The sequence below is a fragment of the Enterobacter sp. 301B genome, from assembly GCF_003850715.1.
GTDB classification, from domain to species: domain Bacteria; phylum Pseudomonadota; class Gammaproteobacteria; order Enterobacterales; family Enterobacteriaceae; genus Enterobacter; species Enterobacter intestinihominis.
In genome coordinates this window covers 52,448-70,203 of sequence record NZ_PQTC01000010.1, presented here as the reverse complement: position 1 = coordinate 70,203, position 17,756 = coordinate 52,448, and the positions used below count along the sequence as shown (strand labels likewise).

Annotated in this window: 17 protein-coding genes and 1 pseudogene; 5 read left to right on the top strand and 13 right to left on the bottom strand. The window is 56.8% G+C overall.

Annotated elements, in window-relative coordinates; all coding sequences use genetic code 11:
• Positions 1-2 precede the first annotated feature (2 nt).
• Positions 3-977 (top strand): aldo/keto reductase, encoded by a 975-nt coding sequence (locus C3451_RS12950; protein WP_023305572.1) that lies wholly within the window; start codon positions 3-5, stop codon positions 975-977.
• A gap of 69 nt (positions 978-1,046) precedes the next feature.
• On the opposite strand, the gene thiL is transcribed toward C3451_RS12950, so the two are convergent.
• The 5 genes from thiL to nrdR all read right to left on the bottom strand — a co-directional run bounded on the left by thiL (position 1,047) and on the right by nrdR (position 4,653).
• Positions 1,047-2,018: a thiamine-phosphate kinase gene (thiL, locus tag C3451_RS12945; RefSeq protein ID WP_022647226.1), complete on the bottom strand. Its 972-nt coding sequence runs from the start codon at positions 2,016-2,018 to the stop codon at positions 1,047-1,049.
• A gap of 78 nt (positions 2,019-2,096) precedes the next feature.
• Positions 2,097-2,516 carry a transcription antitermination factor NusB gene (nusB, locus tag C3451_RS12940; protein ID WP_006809908.1) on the bottom strand — a complete coding sequence of 140 codons (420 nt, stop codon included), beginning with the start codon at positions 2,514-2,516 and terminating at the stop codon, positions 2,097-2,099.
• A 21-nt stretch (positions 2,517-2,537) separates the two neighbouring features.
• Positions 2,538-3,008, bottom strand: coding sequence for a 6,7-dimethyl-8-ribityllumazine synthase (ribE, locus tag C3451_RS12935; protein ID WP_003859098.1), 471 nt, complete (start codon positions 3,006-3,008; stop codon positions 2,538-2,540).
• Positions 3,009-3,095: 87 nt separating this feature from the next.
• Positions 3,096-4,199: a bifunctional diaminohydroxyphosphoribosylaminopyrimidine deaminase/5-amino-6-(5-phosphoribosylamino)uracil reductase RibD gene (ribD, locus tag C3451_RS12930; RefSeq protein WP_022647225.1), complete on the bottom strand. Its 1,104-nt coding sequence runs from the start codon at positions 4,197-4,199 to the stop codon at positions 3,096-3,098.
• Positions 4,200-4,203: 4 nt separating this feature from the next.
• On the bottom strand, positions 4,204-4,653 hold the full coding sequence (gene nrdR, locus C3451_RS12925; protein ID WP_003859099.1) for a transcriptional regulator NrdR: 450 nt from the start codon (positions 4,651-4,653) through the stop codon (positions 4,204-4,206).
• Positions 4,654-4,805: 152 nt separating this feature from the next.
• On the opposite strand from nrdR, the gene C3451_RS12920 reads away from it, so the two are divergent.
• Positions 4,806-5,345, top strand: coding sequence for a DUF3251 domain-containing protein (locus C3451_RS12920; RefSeq protein WP_022647224.1), 540 nt, complete (start codon positions 4,806-4,808; stop codon positions 5,343-5,345).
• Positions 5,346-5,613: 268 nt separating this feature from the next.
• On the top strand, positions 5,614-6,498 hold the full coding sequence (locus tag C3451_RS12915; protein WP_032621817.1) for a nucleoside-specific channel-forming protein Tsx: 885 nt from the start codon (positions 5,614-5,616) through the stop codon (positions 6,496-6,498).
• A gap of 88 nt (positions 6,499-6,586) precedes the next feature.
• On the opposite strand, the pseudogene C3451_RS12910 reads toward C3451_RS12915, so the two are convergent.
• From C3451_RS12910 to queA, 6 genes and pseudogenes are all read right to left on the bottom strand, one after another.
• Positions 6,587-6,697: pseudogene (locus tag C3451_RS12910) on the bottom strand (DNA-binding transcriptional regulator); the annotation flags it as partial.
• 70 nt (positions 6,698-6,767) lie between these two features.
• Complete coding sequence (gene secF / locus C3451_RS12905) at positions 6,768-7,739, bottom strand: protein translocase subunit SecF (protein WP_045622327.1); 972 nt, start codon at positions 7,737-7,739, stop codon at positions 6,768-6,770.
• A gap of 10 nt (positions 7,740-7,749) precedes the next feature.
• Complete coding sequence (gene secD, locus C3451_RS12900; protein ID WP_032621613.1) at positions 7,750-9,597, bottom strand: protein translocase subunit SecD; 1,848 nt, start codon at positions 9,595-9,597, stop codon at positions 7,750-7,752.
• 27 nt (positions 9,598-9,624) lie between these two features.
• A complete protein-coding gene (gene yajC, locus C3451_RS12895; protein WP_003859109.1) occupies positions 9,625-9,957 on the bottom strand; it encodes a preprotein translocase subunit YajC in 333 nt (110 codons plus the stop codon).
• A gap of 22 nt (positions 9,958-9,979) precedes the next feature.
• On the bottom strand, positions 9,980-11,107 hold the full coding sequence (gene tgt / locus C3451_RS12890) for a tRNA guanosine(34) transglycosylase Tgt (protein ID WP_003859110.1): 1,128 nt from the start codon (positions 11,105-11,107) through the stop codon (positions 9,980-9,982).
• Positions 11,108-11,160: 53 nt separating this feature from the next.
• Positions 11,161-12,231: a tRNA preQ1(34) S-adenosylmethionine ribosyltransferase-isomerase QueA gene (queA, locus tag C3451_RS12885; protein ID WP_022647221.1), complete on the bottom strand. Its 1,071-nt coding sequence runs from the start codon at positions 12,229-12,231 to the stop codon at positions 11,161-11,163.
• A gap of 92 nt (positions 12,232-12,323) precedes the next feature.
• Between queA and acpH the strand changes: the two genes are divergently transcribed.
• Together acpH and C3451_RS12875 are read left to right on the top strand one after the other, a co-directional pair.
• Positions 12,324-12,905 (top strand): ACP phosphodiesterase, encoded by a 582-nt coding sequence (acpH, locus tag C3451_RS12880; RefSeq protein ID WP_032624760.1) that lies wholly within the window; start codon positions 12,324-12,326, stop codon positions 12,903-12,905.
• 127 nt (positions 12,906-13,032) lie between these two features.
• On the top strand, positions 13,033-13,635 hold the full coding sequence (locus C3451_RS12875; RefSeq protein WP_003859113.1) for a peroxiredoxin C: 603 nt from the start codon (positions 13,033-13,035) through the stop codon (positions 13,633-13,635).
• A gap of 49 nt (positions 13,636-13,684) precedes the next feature.
• Here C3451_RS12875 and C3451_RS12870 read toward each other — a convergent pair whose 3' ends face one another.
• Positions 13,685-15,064, bottom strand: a complete 1,380-nt coding sequence (locus C3451_RS12870; protein ID WP_045622329.1) for a DUF3999 domain-containing protein — start codon at positions 15,062-15,064, stop codon at positions 13,685-13,687.
• Positions 15,061-17,670 carry a DUF2339 domain-containing protein gene (locus tag C3451_RS12865; protein WP_045622331.1) on the bottom strand — a complete coding sequence of 870 codons (2,610 nt, stop codon included), beginning with the start codon at positions 17,668-17,670 and terminating at the stop codon, positions 15,061-15,063. The genes C3451_RS12870 and C3451_RS12865 overlap by 4 nt, the downstream gene beginning before the upstream one ends.
• Between the last annotated feature and the right edge of the window lie 86 nt (positions 17,671-17,756).

Here is a 17,756-nt window from a genome sequence, read left to right as displayed (position 1 = left end):
CCATGCAATACACGACATTAGGAAAAACAGACCTCAAGGTGTCCCGGCTTTGCCTGGGCTGCATGACGTTTGGCGAGCCTGACCGGGGAAATCACGCCTGGACGCTGCCGGAAGAGAGCAGCCGCCCTATCATTAAGCGCGCCATTGACGGCGGCATCAACTTCTTCGATACCGCCAACAGCTACTCCGACGGCAGCAGCGAAGAGATTGTGGGCCGCGCCCTGCGAGATTTTGCCCGTCGGGATGAGATTGTGGTCGCCACCAAGGTGTATTACCCGTCAGGCGATCTGGCGGAAGGCCTTTCTCGCACGCAAATCCTGCGCTCCATTGATGACAGCCTCAGACGCCTGAACATGGATTACGTCGACCTGCTGCAAATTCACCGCTGGGATTACAACACGCCGATCGAAGAGACGCTTGAAGCGTTGAACGATGTCGTGAAAGCCGGTAAAGCGCGCTACATCGGCGCATCGTCCATGCATGCCTCACAGTTTGCTCAGGCGCTCGATCTCCAGGCGCAGCATGGCTGGGCGCGCTTTGTCACTATGCAGGATCACTACAACCTGATCTACCGGGAAGAAGAACGCGAGATGCTGCCGCTCTGCTACCAGGAAGGCGTGGCGGTGATCCCGTGGAGCCCGCTGGCGCGCGGAAGGTTAACCCGTCCGTGGGGTGAAACTACCGCCCGGCTGGTATCGGATGAAGTAGGTAAAAATCTGTATGACGATACAGAAGCCAGCGATGCGTTAATTGCCGAACGATTAGCCGGGATCGCCGACGATATCGGTGCAACGCGCGCGCAGGTAGCGCTGGCGTGGCTGCTGAGCAAGCGCGGTGTCGCCGCGCCGATTGTGGGCACATCGCGGGAAGAACAGCTGGACGAGTTGTTGAGTGCGGTGGACTTATCGTTGACGCCGGAGCAGATTGCCGAGCTGGAGACGCCGTATCAGCAACATCCGGTGGTAGGGTTTAAATAAACAATTCAGGGAACAAAATCCGTAGGCCGGGTAAGCGCAGCGCCACCCGGCAATACAGAGCGCACAAAATTACGCGAAGTGATCGTACCCTTTCCAGTCAAGCGTAACCGGGGCGCCGTCGCGGACAAACAGCAGCCCTTCACTTTCCGGCATCACCTGCCCGATGCAGGTAAATTTCGCCCCCAGATGCGCTAACGCCACATCCAGCGTCCCGCGATTCAGCTCGGGAACGGTAAAGCACAGCTCATAATCTTCCCCACCGGATAGTGCCCAGCGCAGCGCCTGTTCAGGATCGGCATGGCGACGCAACGGCTCTGACAGTGGGAACAGATCCAGATCGATCCGTGCGCCCACGCCACTGGCCTTCAGGATATGGCCGAGATCGGAGATCAGCCCGTCAGAGAGATCGATAGCAGAACTGGCCCGCTCGCGCAGCGCCTGACCGTGCAAAATACGCGGCGTGGGCCGCAGGTGGCGCTTCACCAGGTACGCCGCATCGTCAGCATCTTCAACTGCTAAACGGTTCTGAAGGATCGCCAGCCCGGCCGCGCTATCCCCCGGCGTACCGGTCACGTAGATCCAGTCGCCCGGTTTTGCGCCCGAACGCTTCAGCGCGCGCCCCGCTGGCACATAGCCGTGGATTGCCAGGGTCATCGACAGCGGCCCGGCGGTGGTATCACCGCCAATCAGCTGCATATCGTAATAATTCAGCTGTTCAAACAGGGCATCGCTGAAGGCTTCAAGCCAGGCTTCATCCACCTCCGGCAGGGTCAGAGCCAGCGTCAGCCAGGCCGGGTCGGCGCCCATTGCCGCCAAATCGCTAACGTTGACCGCCAGCGCCTTATACGCCAGGTCGGCAGGATCGATATCGGGCAGGAAGTGACGCCCACATACTAAGGTGTCGGTGCTGATTGCCAGCGTCTGTTTTTCGGGAATATTGAGAAGTGCGCAGTCATCGCCAATGCCGGTTTCAACATCAAGACGAGAGGTTCTGACACGGTCGAAATAACGGGCAATCAGGGAGAATTCGCCGCATGCCATACGTTATGCCTCAGCAAATAAAAGAAAAAAACCGGAGCCGCACTGCCAAAAAGGCAATGCAAGACTCCGGTTTGCGGATCACTTTTTGTGGGGACGGATCGCAGGTGCGGCTTTATCCAGCACGCCGTTTACAAACTTGTGGCTGTCTTCAGCGCCGAAGGTTTTTGCCAGTTCGATCGCTTCGTTGATGGCCACTTTGTACGGCACATCATCACGTTTAGACAGCTCAAACAGCGCGATACGCAACACTGCTTTTTCGACCTGGCCCAGCTCTTCGAGCAGACGGGACAGGTATGGCTTCATCAGACCATCGAGATACGCGCTATTAGTCGCCACTCCCGACAGCAGTTCACGGAAGTACAGAACGTCAACGTCTTTCACGTCCTGTTCTGACAGGAACTGGTATTCAACATCAGCGATGTCGTTCTGGGACAACTGCCAGGAGTAAAGTGCCTGGACGGCACATTCACGGGCGCGGCGACGAGCAGCAGGTTTCACGGAATTCCCCTTACAAAAAAATCAGGCCTTGATGGCTTTCAATACATTGATCATTTCAAGCGCGGTCAGTGCAGCTTCTGCACCTTTGTTACCGGCTTTGGTGCCAGCACGTTCGATGGCTTGTTCAATACTTTCAGTAGTCAGTACGCCGAACGCGACAGGAATTTCAGCATCCTGTGCAACGTGCGCCAGACCATTGCTTGCACCGCCCGCAACGTATTCGAAGTGCGCAGTGCCGCCACGAATAACAGTACCCAGTGCAATCACCGCGTCGTATTTACCGGTTTTCGCCAGCGCGCCCGCTGCCAGTGGCAGTTCGTAAGCACCTGGTACCCAAACGACGGTAATGTTGTCATCTTTAACCTGGCCGATACGTTTCAGGGCGTCAACCGCACCTTCCAGCAGGCTGTCGTTGATGAAGTTGTTGAAACGCGCAATGGTGATGGCGACGCGAGCGTCCGGGGTAGCTACAGCAGCTTCAATAATGTTCATACTCTTCCTTTACGGGTTCATTTGGCCCCGCAGGGGGGCGGATTTTATCATAATACTTTGCGCACTGCTTCCCTATTTCAGGAGCAATTACGCTGTCGTTAAATGGAGGCAGACATCCGGGCCTACCGGACGAATCTCGCTGAATGAGAGTTGCGGCGCATCGGCCAGTTTTTCAAGGCCGGGCAGCACAAACAGGCCGCGCGCGTCGTTACCTAACAGTTTAGGCGCAACGTAGACCAGAAGCTCATCCACCAGCCCTGCCTGGAGCAGCGCGCCGGCGAGCGTCGGACCGGCTTCGACCCAGATGCTGTTGACCTGCTGTTTACCCAGCAGCATCATCAGCACCACCAGATCGAGATGCCCGTTGTGTTCCGGCACCATAATGCTGCGCACGCCTTGCGGCCATTCGCGCGTATCTTCTTTGGTGCGGGCAATCCAGGTTTCCCCCGGCTGCTGCACGATGCGGTGCTCCGGCGTCACGCGGTTCTGGCTATCAATAATAATGCGCAGCGGCTGACGCAGGTTCTCCTGCGGATAGAGTGCCTGGGTATCGGCATTCAGCTCATCCCAGCGCACGGTCAGGACCGGATCGTCAGCCAGCACCGTTTCACTGCTGGTGAGAATAGCATGGCTTTGCGCACGCAGACGTTGCACATCGCGCCTTGCCTGTGGCGAGGTGATCCACTGGCTCTCGCCGTTCGCCATCGCCGTGCGGCCATCCAGTGACGCGCCAAGCTTAAGCTGGATAAACGGGAAACCGGTGCGCATACGCTTCAGGAAGCCTTTGTTGATGGCTTCGGCATCCTGCATCATCAGGCCGTGACTGACGTCGATCCCTTCCTGTTGCAGACGATACAGCCCGCGGCCCGCCACCTGCGGGTTAGGATCCTGCATGGCGGCGACAACGCGCGAGACTCCCGCCGCAATCAGTGCTTCGCAGCACGGAGGCGTGCGCCCGTGATGACTGCATGGCTCCAGCGTCACGTAGGCCGTCGCGCCACGCGCCCTCTCCCCCGCCATGCGCAGGGCATGCACTTCAGCGTGCGGCTCGCCTGCGCGGTAGTGAAAACCTTCACCCACGATCTCGCCATCTTTAACAATGACGCACCCGACATTAGGGTTAGGGTGAGTGGTAAACCGACCGCGCTGCGCCAGCTTCATGGCTCTCGCCATGTACATCTCGTCCTGCATAGGCTTAATCCTGTAAGCGGGCGATCTCTTCGCCAAACTCTTTAATGTCTTCGAAGCTGCGGTAAACGGAGGCGAAGCGAATATAGGCGACTTTATCGAGCTTTTTTAGCTGTTCCATCACCAGGTTACCGATCATTTTGCTCGGCACTTCGCGCTCACCTAGCCCCCGCAGATAAGATTTAATATGATTTAACGCCATTTCGACGTCATCGGAGCTGACGGGCCGTTTTTCCAGCGCCTTGAGCATCCCGCTACGCAGTTTTTCTTCATTGAACGGTTCGCGCACATCGTTACTTTTTACCACGCGCGGCATTACCAGCTCTGCCACCTCGAAGGTGGTAAAACGCTCGTTGCACACCAGACACTGCCGACGACGACGCACGGAAGACCCTTCGCCTACAAGACGTGAGTCGATGACTTTGGTATCCACAGCGGAGCAAAATGGGCAATGCATACGATGTCCCTGTTATCTGGTTAACTGATTTCTATTTTACCCTGAACTGGCCCGACAACAAAGGAAGAGCTTTTTGAGACAAAGGATCTATGCCTGACGCCACTATCCTGTCTACCATTGCAGCAATGTGTGATTTCAAGGAATTAAACGCAATGACAAGACGTTACCTGAAAATAGTGCTGGTTGGGAGCCTGTTCACGCTCAGCGCCTGCGCACAGCAAAGTGAAGTTCGCGAGATGAAACAAAGCGTGAATACGCTCAATGTGGCGATGGACAAACTTAATAAAGAAACCGTGAAGATCACCCAGCAGAACGCGCTGAATGCCAAATCCAGCAATGGCGTTTATTTATTGCCGGGCGCAAACACGCCCGCGCGTCTGAACAGCCAGATTGGCACGCTAAGGATGTCTCTGGTGAATGTTGCAGCGAATGCCGATGGTACGCGCGCAACATTACGCATTCAGGGTGAATCCAACGATCCGCTTCCCGCCTTCAGCGGCACCGTAGAGTGGGGCCAGATTCAGGGCACCACGGAGAGCTATCAGGAGGTGAATGTGAAGAATCAGCTCTTCACCGCCCCCGCCAGCACGCTGGCACCGAGCGATGTTGATATCCCGCTCCAGCTGAGCGGACTGACGCCAGAACAGTTGGGCTTTATCCGCATTCACGACATTCAACCTGCCGCGCAATAACCCGCCCTTTTAGCGGAGTGAAATGTCACTCCGCTAACATTTACATTTCGTATGGATTGGCAACATAAATGATTGCCGCTACAATCCCGGCCGTTTAAAGTACGCAAACGTGAACGCAATCGATTACGTATGTGAGAGATATGTGAAACAACACATATTTTTGTGAGCAAGGATTCCTATAATAGGCTCCGCAGAAACACGAAATATTTAGAAACGCAATTCGCGCATTTTTCACTCCCGGAAGGGAATTTCAATCAGTGGCATGATTATGAAAAAAACATTACTCGCAGCTGGCGCCGTGCTGGCACTGTCCTCCTCTTTCACTGTTAACGCAGCGGAAAACGACAAACCACAATATCTCTCCGACTGGTGGCACCAGAGCGTTAACGTGGTAGGCAGCTACCACACCCGTTTCGGGCCGCAGATCCGCAACGATACTTACCTCGAGTACGAAGCATTCGCTAAAAAAGACTGGTTTGATTTCTACGGCTACGTCGATCTGCCGGTATTCTTCGGCGGTAACTCCGATGCGAAAGGTATCTGGAACAATGGCTCCCCGCTGTTCATGGAAATCGAACCGCGTTTCTCTATCGACAAACTGACCGGCACCAGCCTGGCGTTTGGTCCGTTCAAAGAGTGGTACTTCGCGAACAACTACATCTATGACATGGGTCGCAACGATTCTCAGGAACAGAGCACCTGGTATATGGGTCTGGGTACTGACATCGAAACCGGCCTGCCAATGAGCCTGTCACTGAACGTGTATGCGAAATACCAGTGGCAGAACTATGGCGCATCAAATGAGAACGAGTGGGATGGCTACCGTTTCAAAGTGAAATACTTTGTGCCAATCACTCAGCTGTGGGGCGGTAACCTGAGCTATATCGGCTTCACCAACTTTGACTGGGGTTCAGACCTGGGCGACGATAACTTCTATGACAACAACGGGAAGCATGCTCGTACCAGTAACTCCATCGCCTCCAGCCACATTCTGGCGCTGAACTACGATCACTGGCACTACTCTGTTGTTGCGCGTTACTGGCACAACGGTGGTCAGTGGAACGACGACGCCAGCCTGAACTTCGGCAACGGCGACTTCAGCGTTCGCTCTACCGGTTGGGGTGGTTACCTGGTCGTGGGTTACAACTTCTAACCTGTGCGGACTTCGCCCGGTGGCGCTGCGCTTGCCGGGCCTACGATCCGAATGTAGGCCGGGTAAGGCGTAGACGCCACCCGGCTTTTTACTGCTTCACCTTCCGCAAAAAATCTGCCAGAGCTCTGTCCGCACTTTCGCTAAAGCGTCTCTCCGTCTGCACAATATTGAGGCACCTGTCGAGCCGGAAGCAGCGGTATGCATACTGTCAGGAGTAGACAAAAAAAATCCCGGCCAGCAGGCCGGGATTTCAATACCGCATAAGACTCTTACGGCAGAATGGACGGCTGATCCGCCCCTTCTTTCTCGACTTTCTGCTGGATCAGATGCTCGCGCTTCATGCCCAGCTTCAGCGCCAGCGCGGACGCGACGTAGATAGACGAGGCCGTACCGATAGACACACCGATCAGCATGGTCAGCGAGAAGCCTTCCAGCACTGGGCCACCAAACAGGAACAGCATCAGGATCACCATCAGGGTGGTGCCGGAGGTGATCAACGTACGGTGCAGCGTCTGGGTCAACGACACGTTAAAGATTTCGTACGGCGTGCCGCGACGGATCTTACGGAAGTTTTCACGAATACGGTCAGATACCACGATACTGTCGTTCAGTGAGTAACCGATAACGGACATCAGGGATGCCACAATCGTCAGGTCAATCTCAATGTGGAAGAAAGACAGTATGCCCATGGTGATCACCACGTCGTGCGCCAGAGCGATAACCACGCCTGCCGCCAGTCGCCACTCAAAGCGGAAACCGACGTAAATCAGAATCGAGATCAGCGCCACCAGCAGCGCCATCGCACCGGTCTGCGCCAGGTCAGCACCAACGCTCGGGCCGACAAACTCAATACGCTTAACCGTTGCATCCTGGCTGGTCGTTTCGTTAATAACCTGAACGACCTTGCTGCCCAGCTCCTGGCTGCCGTTGGCATCGTGTACCGGCGGCATACGCACCATGATGTCGCGGCTGCTGCCGAAGTTCTGTAGCAGCGGCTCTTCAAAGCCCGCTTTTTGCAGAGACTCACGCATCTGGTCCATATCGACCGGTTTTTCCAGGGTAATTTCGATCACCGTACCACCGGTGAAATCCAGACCCCAGTTAAAGCCTTTCACGCCCATAATGACGATGGACAAGATCAGCAGAAAACCTGAAATGCCGAAGGCCCAGTAGTCCCAGCGCATAAAGTCCCAGACTTTACGGCCGTGGTTCAATTGTTCAACAGTATATTCCTGTGCCACAACGCACTCCTCAGATAGACAGCTTTTTGACGCGCTTGCCGCCGTACAGCAGGTTCACGATGGCACGGGTGCCGACAATAGCGGTAAACATCGACGTTGCGACACCGATACCGGTAGTAATCGCAAAGCCTTTGATCGCGCCAGTACCCACTGCATACAGGATAAGAACCTTAATCAGTGTTGTTACGTTCGCATCGAAGATGGAGCTGAACGCCCCTTTGTAGCCTTCTTCAATCGCCTGCTGTACAGAACGACCGTTGCTCAGCTCTTCTTTAATACGTTCGTTTATCAGTACGTTGGCGTCGACCGCCACCGCAAGGGTTAGAACGATACCCGCGATACCCGGCATGGTTAGCGTCGCCCCCGGCAGCAGGGACATGATACCGATGATCAGCACCAGGTTGGCAATCAGCGCGGAGGTCGCAATCAGGCCGAACTTCTTATAGAAGAAGATCATGAAGATGATGGACACCGCCAGACCGGCCAGACACGCTTCCAGACCCTGCTTGATGTTCTGCATACCCAGGGTTGGACCGATGGTACGCTCTTCAACAATCTGAATTGGCGCAATCAGCGCACCGGCACGCAGCAGCAGAGAGAGCTGACGCGCTTCGTTCGGGTTGCTGATACCGGTAATACGGAAGCTGTTACCCAGACGAGACTGGATGTTGGCGATGTTAATCACCTCTTCCTCTTTCACCAGCACGGCACGGCCATTGGCGTCTTTCTTACCGCTGTCTTTGTACTCCACGAACAGGGTCGCCATCGGCTTGCCGATGTTGTCCTTGGTGAAGTTAGACATGATGTTGCCACCTGCGCTGTCCAGCGAGATGTTAACCTGCGGCTGGTTGTACTCATCCTGGCTTGAAGTGGAGTCGGTGATATGGTCACCGGTCAGGATCACGCGTTTGTACAGCACAACCGGCTGGCCTTCGCGGGTCTGTTTCACTTCGGAATCGCCCGGCACACGGCCTGAAGCCGCAGCAGCCTGGTCAACGTTGGCGTTAACCAGACGGAACTCCAGAGTCGCCGTCGCACCCAGAATCTCTTTCGCACGGGCGGTATCCTGGATACCTGGCAGTTCGACCACGATACGGTCAGCACCCTGACGCTGTACCAGTGGCTCAGCCACGCCCAGCTGGTTTACACGGTTACGCAGAATGTTAATGTTCTGCTGAACGGCGTACTCACGTGCTTCACTCAGACGCGCGTCGGTCATTACCGCACGCAGCTGGTTGCTGCCCTGAGAGGTGATCACCAGATCGCGGTGACGTTGAGACAGATAGGTCACAGCCTGATCGCGTGCCGCGCTGTCGCGGAACGTGATGCTCATGCCGTAGTTATCTTCTTTACGTACGGTGGTGTACGGAATGCCTTTATCGCGCAGATCGCTGCGCAGGCTGTCGATATTCTGTTCCTGTAGCTTGCCGAGCGCGGTATCCATATCCACTTCCATCAGGAAGTGAACGCCGCCACGCAGGTCAAGACCCAGTTTCATTGGCTCTGCGTTCAGCGCAGCCAGCCAGCGTGGGGTTGCAGGAGCAAGGTTAAGCGCCACGACATATTTATCACCCAGCACGCCCATCAGCGCTTCACGTGCGCGGAGCTGCGTGTCGGTGGTGTCGAAGCGAGCAAGAATTGCGCCCTCTTCCAGTGCCACAGACTTAGCGGTAATTTTTTCTTCTTGTAACGTTTTCTGGACCTGGATCAGCGTTTGCTCACTGGCGGCGACACCGCGCGCGCCAGTGATTTGAACGGCCGGATCCTCACCATACAGGTTGGGAAGCGCGTACAGCAGGCCGACGATAATCACGACGACCAGCATGATGTACTTCCACAAAGGATAACGGTTTAACACGGCAGTTCCCTTTGGGAAAAGTTGGGATTACAGCGCCTTCATGGTGCCTTTCGGCAGAACGGCAGCTACGAAGTCACGTTTGATAACCACTTCAGTGGTGTCGTTCAGGGCGATAGCAATGTAGCCGTTTTCCGCTACTTTGGTTACGCGACCCACCAGGCCACCATTGGTCAGGACTTCATCGCCCTTCGCGATGGAGTTCATCAGGTTTTTGTGCTCTTTAGTACGCTTCTGCTGTGGACGCAGGATCATGAAGTAGAAGATCAGACCGAACACAACCAGCATCAGAATCAGAGACATCGGGCTGCCCTGCGCTGGTGCACCCGTTGCTGCTACCGCATCAGAAATAAAAAAGCTCATTCAAATTCCCTCATTATTAAAATTAATCAACGTTCAACGGTGGAACATCCCGCCCCTGACGTTGGTAGAAATCGGTCACGAAGCTCTCTAATTTACCCTCTTCGATAGCCTTACGTAAACCAGCCATTAAGCGCTGATAATAACGAAGATTATGAATGGTATTGAGACGCGCCCCCAAAATCTCGTTGCAACGATCGAGATGATGCAGATACGCGCGAGAATAATTGCGACAGGTATAGCAATCGCACTCGGAATCGAGCGGGCTGGTGTCACTCTTATGCTTCGCGTTACGGATTTTCACCACGCCATCGGTAACGAACAGATGACCGTTACGTGCGTTTCGGGTTGGCATAACGCAGTCGAACATATCAATGCCGCGACGTACGCCTTCCACCAGATCTTCTGGTTTACCCACACCCATCAGGTATCGTGGTTTATCCGCCGGGATTTGCGGGCAGACATGCTCCAGAATACGGTGCATATCTTCCTTCGGCTCACCCACAGCCAAACCGCCGACAGCGTAGCCATCAAAGCCTATCTCTACCAGACCTTTAACCGAGATATCGCGTAAATCTTCGTAAACGCTGCCCTGGATAATGCCGAACAGCGCATTTTTGTTTTGCAGGGAGTCAAAACGGTCGCGGCTACGCTTCGCCCAACGCAGGGACATCTCCATGGAACGTTTGGCATAGTCCCAGTCCGCCGGGTATGGCGTACATTCGTCGAAGATCATCACGATATCGGAGCCGAGATCGTACTGAATCTCCATAGACTTTTCCGGATCGAGGAAGATTGGATCGCCGTTGATCGGGTTACGGAAGTGTACGCCCTGCTCGGTGATCTTACGGATATCGCCCAGGCTGAAGACCTGGAAACCGCCGGAGTCGGTGAGGATGGGGCCTTTCCACTGCATGAAGTCGTGCAGGTCGCCGTGGAGCTTCATGATCTCCTGGCCTGGACGCAGCCACAGGTGGAAGGTGTTGCCGAGAATTATCTGTGCGCCAGTGGCTTCAACTTCTTCCGGCGTCATTCCTTTTACGGTGCCGTACGTGCCCACAGGCATAAACGCGGGGGTTTCTACCACGCCGCGATCAAACACCAGGCGACCGCGACGCGCGCGGCCATCGGTGGTATCGAGTTCAAATTTCATTTTTTCTCCGACGTCAGAAAAACAGTCCAACGTTGTAACACGGTGCCGCGGACTTATTCCCCGACACGCTCATTCAAAGCCTGCGGATTGTACGTGATAAACATCGCGTCACCGTAGCTAAAAAAGCGATATTTTTGTTCTACCGCAGACTTGTAGGCGTTCATCGTATGCTGATACCCCGCAAACGCGGAGACCAGCATAATCAGCGTCGATTCAGGCAGATGGAAGTTGGTCACCAGCGCATCAATGACTTTGTACTGATAGCCCGGGTAGATAAAGATCTGCGTATCGCCAAAGAAGGGCTCAATCAGCTCTTTTTTCGCGGCCTGCGCAGCGCTCTCAAGGGAACGTACCGACGTTGTACCGACGGCCACGACGCGGCTACCGCGCGCTTTCGCCGCCAGCACCGCATCAACCACCTCCTGCGGCACTTCGGCATACTCAGAGTGCATGATGTGGTCTTCGATGCTGTCCACGCGCACCGGCTGGAACGTCCCCGCGCCGACGTGCAGCGTCACGAAGGCCATCTCAATACCCTTGGCGCGCAACTTTTCCAGCAGCGGTTCATCAAAGTGCAGGCCCGCCGTTGGCGCCGCCACTGCGCCAGGCTTCTGGCTGTAGACGGTCTGATACAGCTCGCGGTCGGCTTCTTCATCCGGGCGTTCAATGTACGGCGGCAGCGGCATGTGGCCGATGGCGTTGAGGATATCAAGCACCGTGCGCTCGTCGTTGAACTCCACCTCGAACAGCGCGTCGTGACGCGCGGTCATGGTCGCTTTGATGCTCTCGTCATCACCCAGCAGCAGTTCAGCGCCCGGCTTCGGCGCTTTGGATGCGCGAATATGTGCCAGAATACGTTTATCATCGAGCATACGTTCGACCAGCACCTCAATCTTGCCGCCGCTGGCTTTACGGCCAAACAGACGCGCTGGGATCACGCGGGTATTGTTAAAGACCAGCAGATCGCCAGGGTTGAGCTTGTCGAGCAGATCGGTGAAAGTACCGTGCGTCAGCGCGCCCGTTGGCCCGTCCAGTGACAGCAAGCGACAGCTGCTACGCTCAGGCATGGGGTAGTGAGCAATCAGGGATTCAGGTAGTTCAAAGGAGAAATCGGCGACGCGCATGACGTATACTCGTGACTTAAAAACAGGCGGCATAGTCTAGTGCTCACACCCTTTTGCTGCAACAACTAGCCGCCACCGGACGAATAAAACGCATGAATTTTCTCGCTCACCTGCATCTCGCTCACCTCGCGGACAGCTCCCTCTCCGGCAATTTGCTGGCCGATTTCGTACGCGGCAACCCCGCGGAAGATTATTCCCCCGAGGTTATCGACGGGATTTTTATGCACCGCCGTATCGACGTGCTGACCGATAACTTGCCGGAAGTGACGGAAGCCAAAGCCTGGTTCCGCCCCGAAACGCGACGCGTGGCGCCGATCACGCTCGACGTCATGTGGGATCATTTCCTGTCGCGCCACTGGTCCCAGCTGTCGCCTGATATGTCGCTGCCTGAGTTTGTGCGCTACGCCCACGCGCAGGTGTCGATCATTTTGCCGGACTCCCCACCGCGCTTTGTGAATCTGAATAACTATCTGTGGTCTGAACGCTGGCTGGAGCGTTACCGCGAGATGGATTTCATTCAGAACGTGCTCAACGGCATGGCCAGCCGTCGACCGCGTCTGGACGCGCTGCGCGACTCCTGGCACGACCTGGACGAACATTATGACGCGCTGGAGACGCGCTTCTGGCAGTTCTACCCGCGCATGATGGCGCAGGCGAAAAATAAAGAACTGTGATGCCGGTTCGATTGATAGGTAAAAGCTGGTGGAACGATTGTTACCACCTCTTTGTCTTATTCCCGCGCTGCCTCTATACTGGCCCGCGTTGCGTTCCAAATAACCTTAGTATCTACAGGAGAATCATATGGTTCTGGTAACTCGTCCGGCTCCGGATTTTACAGCTGCCGCCGTTCTGGGCAACGGTGAAATCGTTGAAAACTTCAACTTCAAACAGCACACCAACGGTAAAGCGACCGTTCTGTTCTTCTGGCCAATGGACTTCACTTTCGTTTGCCCGTCTGAGCTGATCGCGTTCGACAAACGTTACGAAGAATTCCAGAAGCGTGGCGTGGAAGTGGTTGGCGTCTCCTTCGACTCTGAATTTGTACACAACGCATGGCGTAACACCCCTGTCGAAAACGGCGGCATCGGTGCGGTGAAATACGCGATGGTTGCGGACATCAAACGCGAAATCCAGCAGGCTTACGGTATCGAACATCCGGACGCTGGCGTTGCGCTGCGTGGTTCTTTCCTGATCGACGCGAACGGCATCGTTCGTCACCAGGTTGTGAACGATCTGCCGCTGGGTCGTAACATTGACGAAATGCTGCGCATGGTTGACGCGCTCCAGTTCCACGAAGAGCACGGTGAAGTGTGCCCGGCTCAGTGGGAAAAAGGTAAAGAAGGTATGGCGGCTTCCCCAGACGGCGTAGCTAAATACCTGTCTGAGAACGTATCCAGCCTGTAATCGGCACGGTTTACGAAAAAACCCGCGACTACGCGGGTTTTTTTATGGCTTATGCTGCGCCGTCTTTTTTTACCTCGCGCCAGATGCGCCATGCCATACCCGCAAGCACCATCACCCCGACGATCAGTACGCCCCAGACCATCAGCGTTTTCATTCTGCTTTCCTGCTCAGCCGCAGACGTCGCGGTTAAACGCGCCTCGCCGCCCAGCGGGACAGGTTCCAGCGTATCCGCCATCGGCAGGGCTGCCAGAGCGTAGGTTTTACGCAGTTCGGTCGGGATCAGCATATCCGTCTCCACGCTTGCCGGTTTCGCAGCCCCGTTCCCCCATGCAAGCAGATACGGCCCCTTCCCCTGCGCGTTGAACACCAGATCATAGCGCACGCGTTGCCCGATCACGCCCGGCAGGTTCTCTGGCAAACGCGCATTGAAGGTCTTGATTTTTACCGCCTCAACCAGCCCGCCCGGGAGCGGAACAGGTTCAGACGTTTTGCCGCCGAGCTGGTAGATCACCTCTTTTTTCAGCGTATGCCACCGATCCTTGTCCGCCCCCCGCCAGGCTATTTCTGCCGGGAGAACGCCGTCACCATTCAGCATGAAGGCGATCGCACTCAGAGGCTGCGGATGCGTCCAGCGCCACACGGCTTCGCTTTCGGATAGCCGCTCCCCCTCTCCCGCCAGGCTAATGTGCTCTGATTCCGGCTGCGCAGGAGCGTTAATCGCGTTGACGCCGGTTAACGTCAGGGCTGAACGCCCCGTGTTCAGCACCAGCAGCAGATAGCGATTCGCCTCAGGAGATAACACCAGATCGGTATCGATGCGGTCGAGCTTCAGGCGATCCTGTCCACTCATCACGTCCAGCAGGGGCATCTCTTCGCGCAGGGTATACCAGTTTTTCAGATCCTCGCTGTAATAGACCGATGCCGTCCCCTGCCACGAGCCCTGCGGCGTGTCCCAGAAAAGCTGGAGCTGAGAGAGCGGAACCTCCGTCGCGTTTTCCGGCAGGGTCAGCAGATAATGCTGTCCGGCAGCCGCCGCGTGTTGCCCTTCCAGCACAATCTCCACGCCGTTTCTGGCACGTAACATAATTTTATCGCCACTGCCCTCTTCCCCGCCCGTCGAGGCGTTAAGCGCAAAGAGGCGCAGCGCCGTGGTGGTCGGTGCTGGCTGCGGACGCGTCGTGGTAACCAGGCTGAACGGTACCGGCTCGCCCGACTGATTAAACACGCGCACGTCGCGCAGATCGGGCGATGTGCTCTGCTGATAAACCGCCAGCGGCAGCATGACCCGATACCACGGCGAAGAGGCAGAGGTATCAAGGGACAGGCCATAGGCATAATCCCGCGGGGATTCCACCGGCGCGCCCTCGCTGAATGCCGGACCGGCCACGGCCAGCAGTGCCGCACAAACAACCGCATTCATCCATTTCATTTTTCTTCTCCTGCTTTAGGCGGTAGCGGCGAGAAATAGCCCACAATCAGGACCAGGATCGCCACGCCAATAAACGCGACAGCACGCGCCAGGCCGCCACCGCCCGCGCTGTCCACCAGCATCAGTTTGAGCATGACCACTCCCAGCAGCACCGCACCGGCAAGCCACTGCTGACGGGAGGCCTGACGGGTGGCGCGGATCATGACCACCAGCGCGCAGAACATCCAGAACAGGGCAAAGGTGGTCTGGATAAGCCGCGAATGCCACAGCGACTCCATGTTCCAGGCCACCTCGCCGTACCACGCCAGCGCGCGCAGCAGCGCGCCGTTGAGCCACCAGAAACCCAGGGCCATCAGCACAACGGCGGACCACGGTCGGGACTGCGCAAGCGATGCCGGATAGTGGCGATCCACTGCCCGATAAAACACCACCAGCCCCAGCAGCGCGAACGCCGCCCCTTCCTCAAGCGGGTTCACCAGCGGCAGCCAGGTCTGTCGATAGACTACCCCGTCCTGGAAATTAGTCACGACCAGCAATACCACCAGCGCCACAACCACAGGGATCACGGCAAGGCAGGCGTAGAGCGCAGGCCATACCCGGAACGGCCACCCGCGACGCCGTACGGCCGCGGAGAGCGCCATAATCACCCCACCGCCGACAGCCATCGCAATGCCGCTTCCCCAGGCTGCCATGCCCCATGGCAGGGAGCGGGCAAACCAGTAAAGCTCGGCGGCCATGGCGAGTAAAATCATCCACAACAGCGACAGATGCAGCCCCATTGCGATGCGCGGAAGAAGTTTATCTTCGTCGCGCCGCAACAGCATCAGGGCGGCAGGCAGCGCAATAGCCCAGGCCAGATTTGCCCAGCCGGCTGCCAGGATCTGCTGTTGCCAGACCTGATAAAGCACCATCAGCAGCATCACCGGCCACAGCAGCCATTTGCTGGCATCCAGCTCCCGCCATGCCAGACGAGCAGCAGCCTGCCGCCATCCCCAGGCCGACGCCGCCGTCAGCGCCAGCACGCCCGCCAGAACCGATAATTCTGTCTTGAGGATCAGTTGCGACGCACCCAGTTGCGCCACTAACCAGAACAGCAGCCCACCGACCAGCAGCGCCCAACTACCCGGCAGAGAGATTTTTCGCCACAGCCAGGCCGCAGCCACCCAGCAAAGACTGAGCACTGCGAAAATAAGCAGCAGGCTCAGGGAGGTGACGCCGTCCATCTGCGCCCATATCGCGCTGCCGAGCGCCAGCACCAGCAGCGCCGTCCCGCTATAGCTCATACGCCGCTGCTGCTGTTGCACGCCCAGCCAGAGGATACCCAGCCCCTCCAGCGCCCAGGCCATCGCCGTCCAGCGCGCCGAAAGCGCCAGCGGAATGGCAAGCGTGGCAAACCCGCCGCCAATCGCCAGCGCCGCCATAATCAGTGGTCGCCCAATGGAGGGGTAACGTCGCAGCGCGAGGAACGCCAGTGAGAGATAAAACGCACCATAACCCAGCGCGCTGAGCGCCGGGCCGTACGTCCAGTGCGACGTCATGCCGTACTGCATCCCAAAACCAATCAGCGGCGGTGCAAACAGCAGTACGCCGTCAATAATCTGTTTGCCTTTTTCCTGCGCCCGCAGCGACAGCGCTACGCTAAACACGCCAAAAATAAGCGTATTGGCAATCAGGAACAGCTGACAGATAACATAGTTTTCAGGCTGGTAGTTGCTCAGCCCCCACACTCCGCCAACGCCAAACGTGAAGAGCAGCCCGAGCAGGTTGAGCTCGCGCCAGTGCTGCCAGATGCTGATGACGAGAATGCCGATGGAGAGCAGAAGATAGAAGGAGAACAGCGCCACAAAGCTACCGCCCCCGGTAGACAGGAGCAGCGGCGCAAGATATCCGCCCAGGCTCGCCAGCATGGCAAGGCTCAGCGCCTTTTGCAGCACGGCCAGCCCGACGCTCGCCGCACAAATCACCACCAGCAGCGCAAACGCCAGCGTCATCGGCAGCATCTGCCACAGCCGGAATGCGCCAAAGACGGTCAGGTAAAGCACGCCGGTCGCCCCGCCCTGGAGGATCAGCGCGTAGATCCGCTGCCTGTGCCGCAGCCGCCATCCAACGGCCAGCAGAACCATGGCAAACAGCGCCGTGGCGGCAAGACGCAGCTCAAGCGGAAACAGTGAATGTTCAACGGTATAGCGCAGCAGGAAAGAGAGGCCGAGGAAGAGCAGTACAATCCCCAGTTTTGCCAGCGGATTGCCCTGCATAAACCAGCGCGTCAGCGAGGACAGGATGCCGCCAAAGGCGGAAGGCCGTTTTGCCGCCGGGACAGGCGCAGGTTCTGCTTCAGTGACGGGCGGTTCGGGACGCCAGGGATCGACAGGTGCGTTAACGGCCTCTGGCACCAGCGCTGGTGTCTCCACTGGCGCGGCGGTCTGCACCGGCTCCGGCGCTTTCTCAGCTACACCGTGCTGCTCAAGCGCCTCAATGCGCTGGCGAAGCCGGGCGATCTCCTGCCGCGCCGCCGTGCTTCGATTAAAGCCTATCACCGCAAGCACGGGGGCCACGACCAGCGCAAAAACCAGGAACAAACAGCCAAGGATGTAAAGCTCGTCCATGTTTCCACCTTCACCGTAAAAGATCCGTTAAGATTGACACAAGTAGTTGCATTTGCGCCATCTAAAAGGTGAAAACCATGCTGCCT

Bases quoted from the DNA above. Each gene is read 5' to 3' on its own strand.
- C3451_RS12950 (WP_023305572.1), top strand. From the start codon at position 3: ATGCAATACACGACATTAGGAAAAACAGACCTCAAGGTGTCCCGGCTT.
- queA (WP_022647221.1), bottom strand. From the start codon at position 12,231: ATGCGCGTCGCCGATTTCTCCTTTGAACTACCTGAATCCCTGATTGCT.
- C3451_RS12865 (WP_045622331.1), bottom strand. From the start codon at position 17,670: ATGGACGAGCTTTACATCCTTGGCTGTTTGTTCCTGGTTTTTGCGCTG.
- ribD (WP_022647225.1), bottom strand. From the start codon at position 4,199: ATGCAGGACGAGATGTACATGGCGAGAGCCATGAAGCTGGCGCAGCGC.
- C3451_RS12875 (WP_003859113.1), top strand. From the start codon at position 13,033: ATGGTTCTGGTAACTCGTCCGGCTCCGGATTTTACAGCTGCCGCCGTT.
- thiL (WP_022647226.1), bottom strand. From the start codon at position 2,018: ATGGCATGCGGCGAATTCTCCCTGATTGCCCGTTATTTCGACCGTGTC.
- tgt (WP_003859110.1), bottom strand. From the start codon at position 11,107: ATGAAATTTGAACTCGATACCACCGATGGCCGCGCGCGTCGCGGTCGC.
- ribE (WP_003859098.1), bottom strand. From the start codon at position 3,008: ATGAACATTATTGAAGCTGCTGTAGCTACCCCGGACGCTCGCGTCGCC.
- nrdR (WP_003859099.1), bottom strand. From the start codon at position 4,653: ATGCATTGCCCATTTTGCTCCGCTGTGGATACCAAAGTCATCGACTCA.
- yajC (WP_003859109.1), bottom strand. From the start codon at position 9,957: ATGAGCTTTTTTATTTCTGATGCGGTAGCAGCAACGGGTGCACCAGCG.
- C3451_RS12920 (WP_022647224.1), top strand. From the start codon at position 4,806: ATGACAAGACGTTACCTGAAAATAGTGCTGGTTGGGAGCCTGTTCACG.
- acpH (WP_032624760.1), top strand. From the start codon at position 12,324: ATGAATTTTCTCGCTCACCTGCATCTCGCTCACCTCGCGGACAGCTCC.
- C3451_RS12870 (WP_045622329.1), bottom strand. From the start codon at position 15,064: ATGAAATGGATGAATGCGGTTGTTTGTGCGGCACTGCTGGCCGTGGCC.
- C3451_RS12915 (WP_032621817.1), top strand. From the start codon at position 5,614: ATGAAAAAAACATTACTCGCAGCTGGCGCCGTGCTGGCACTGTCCTCC.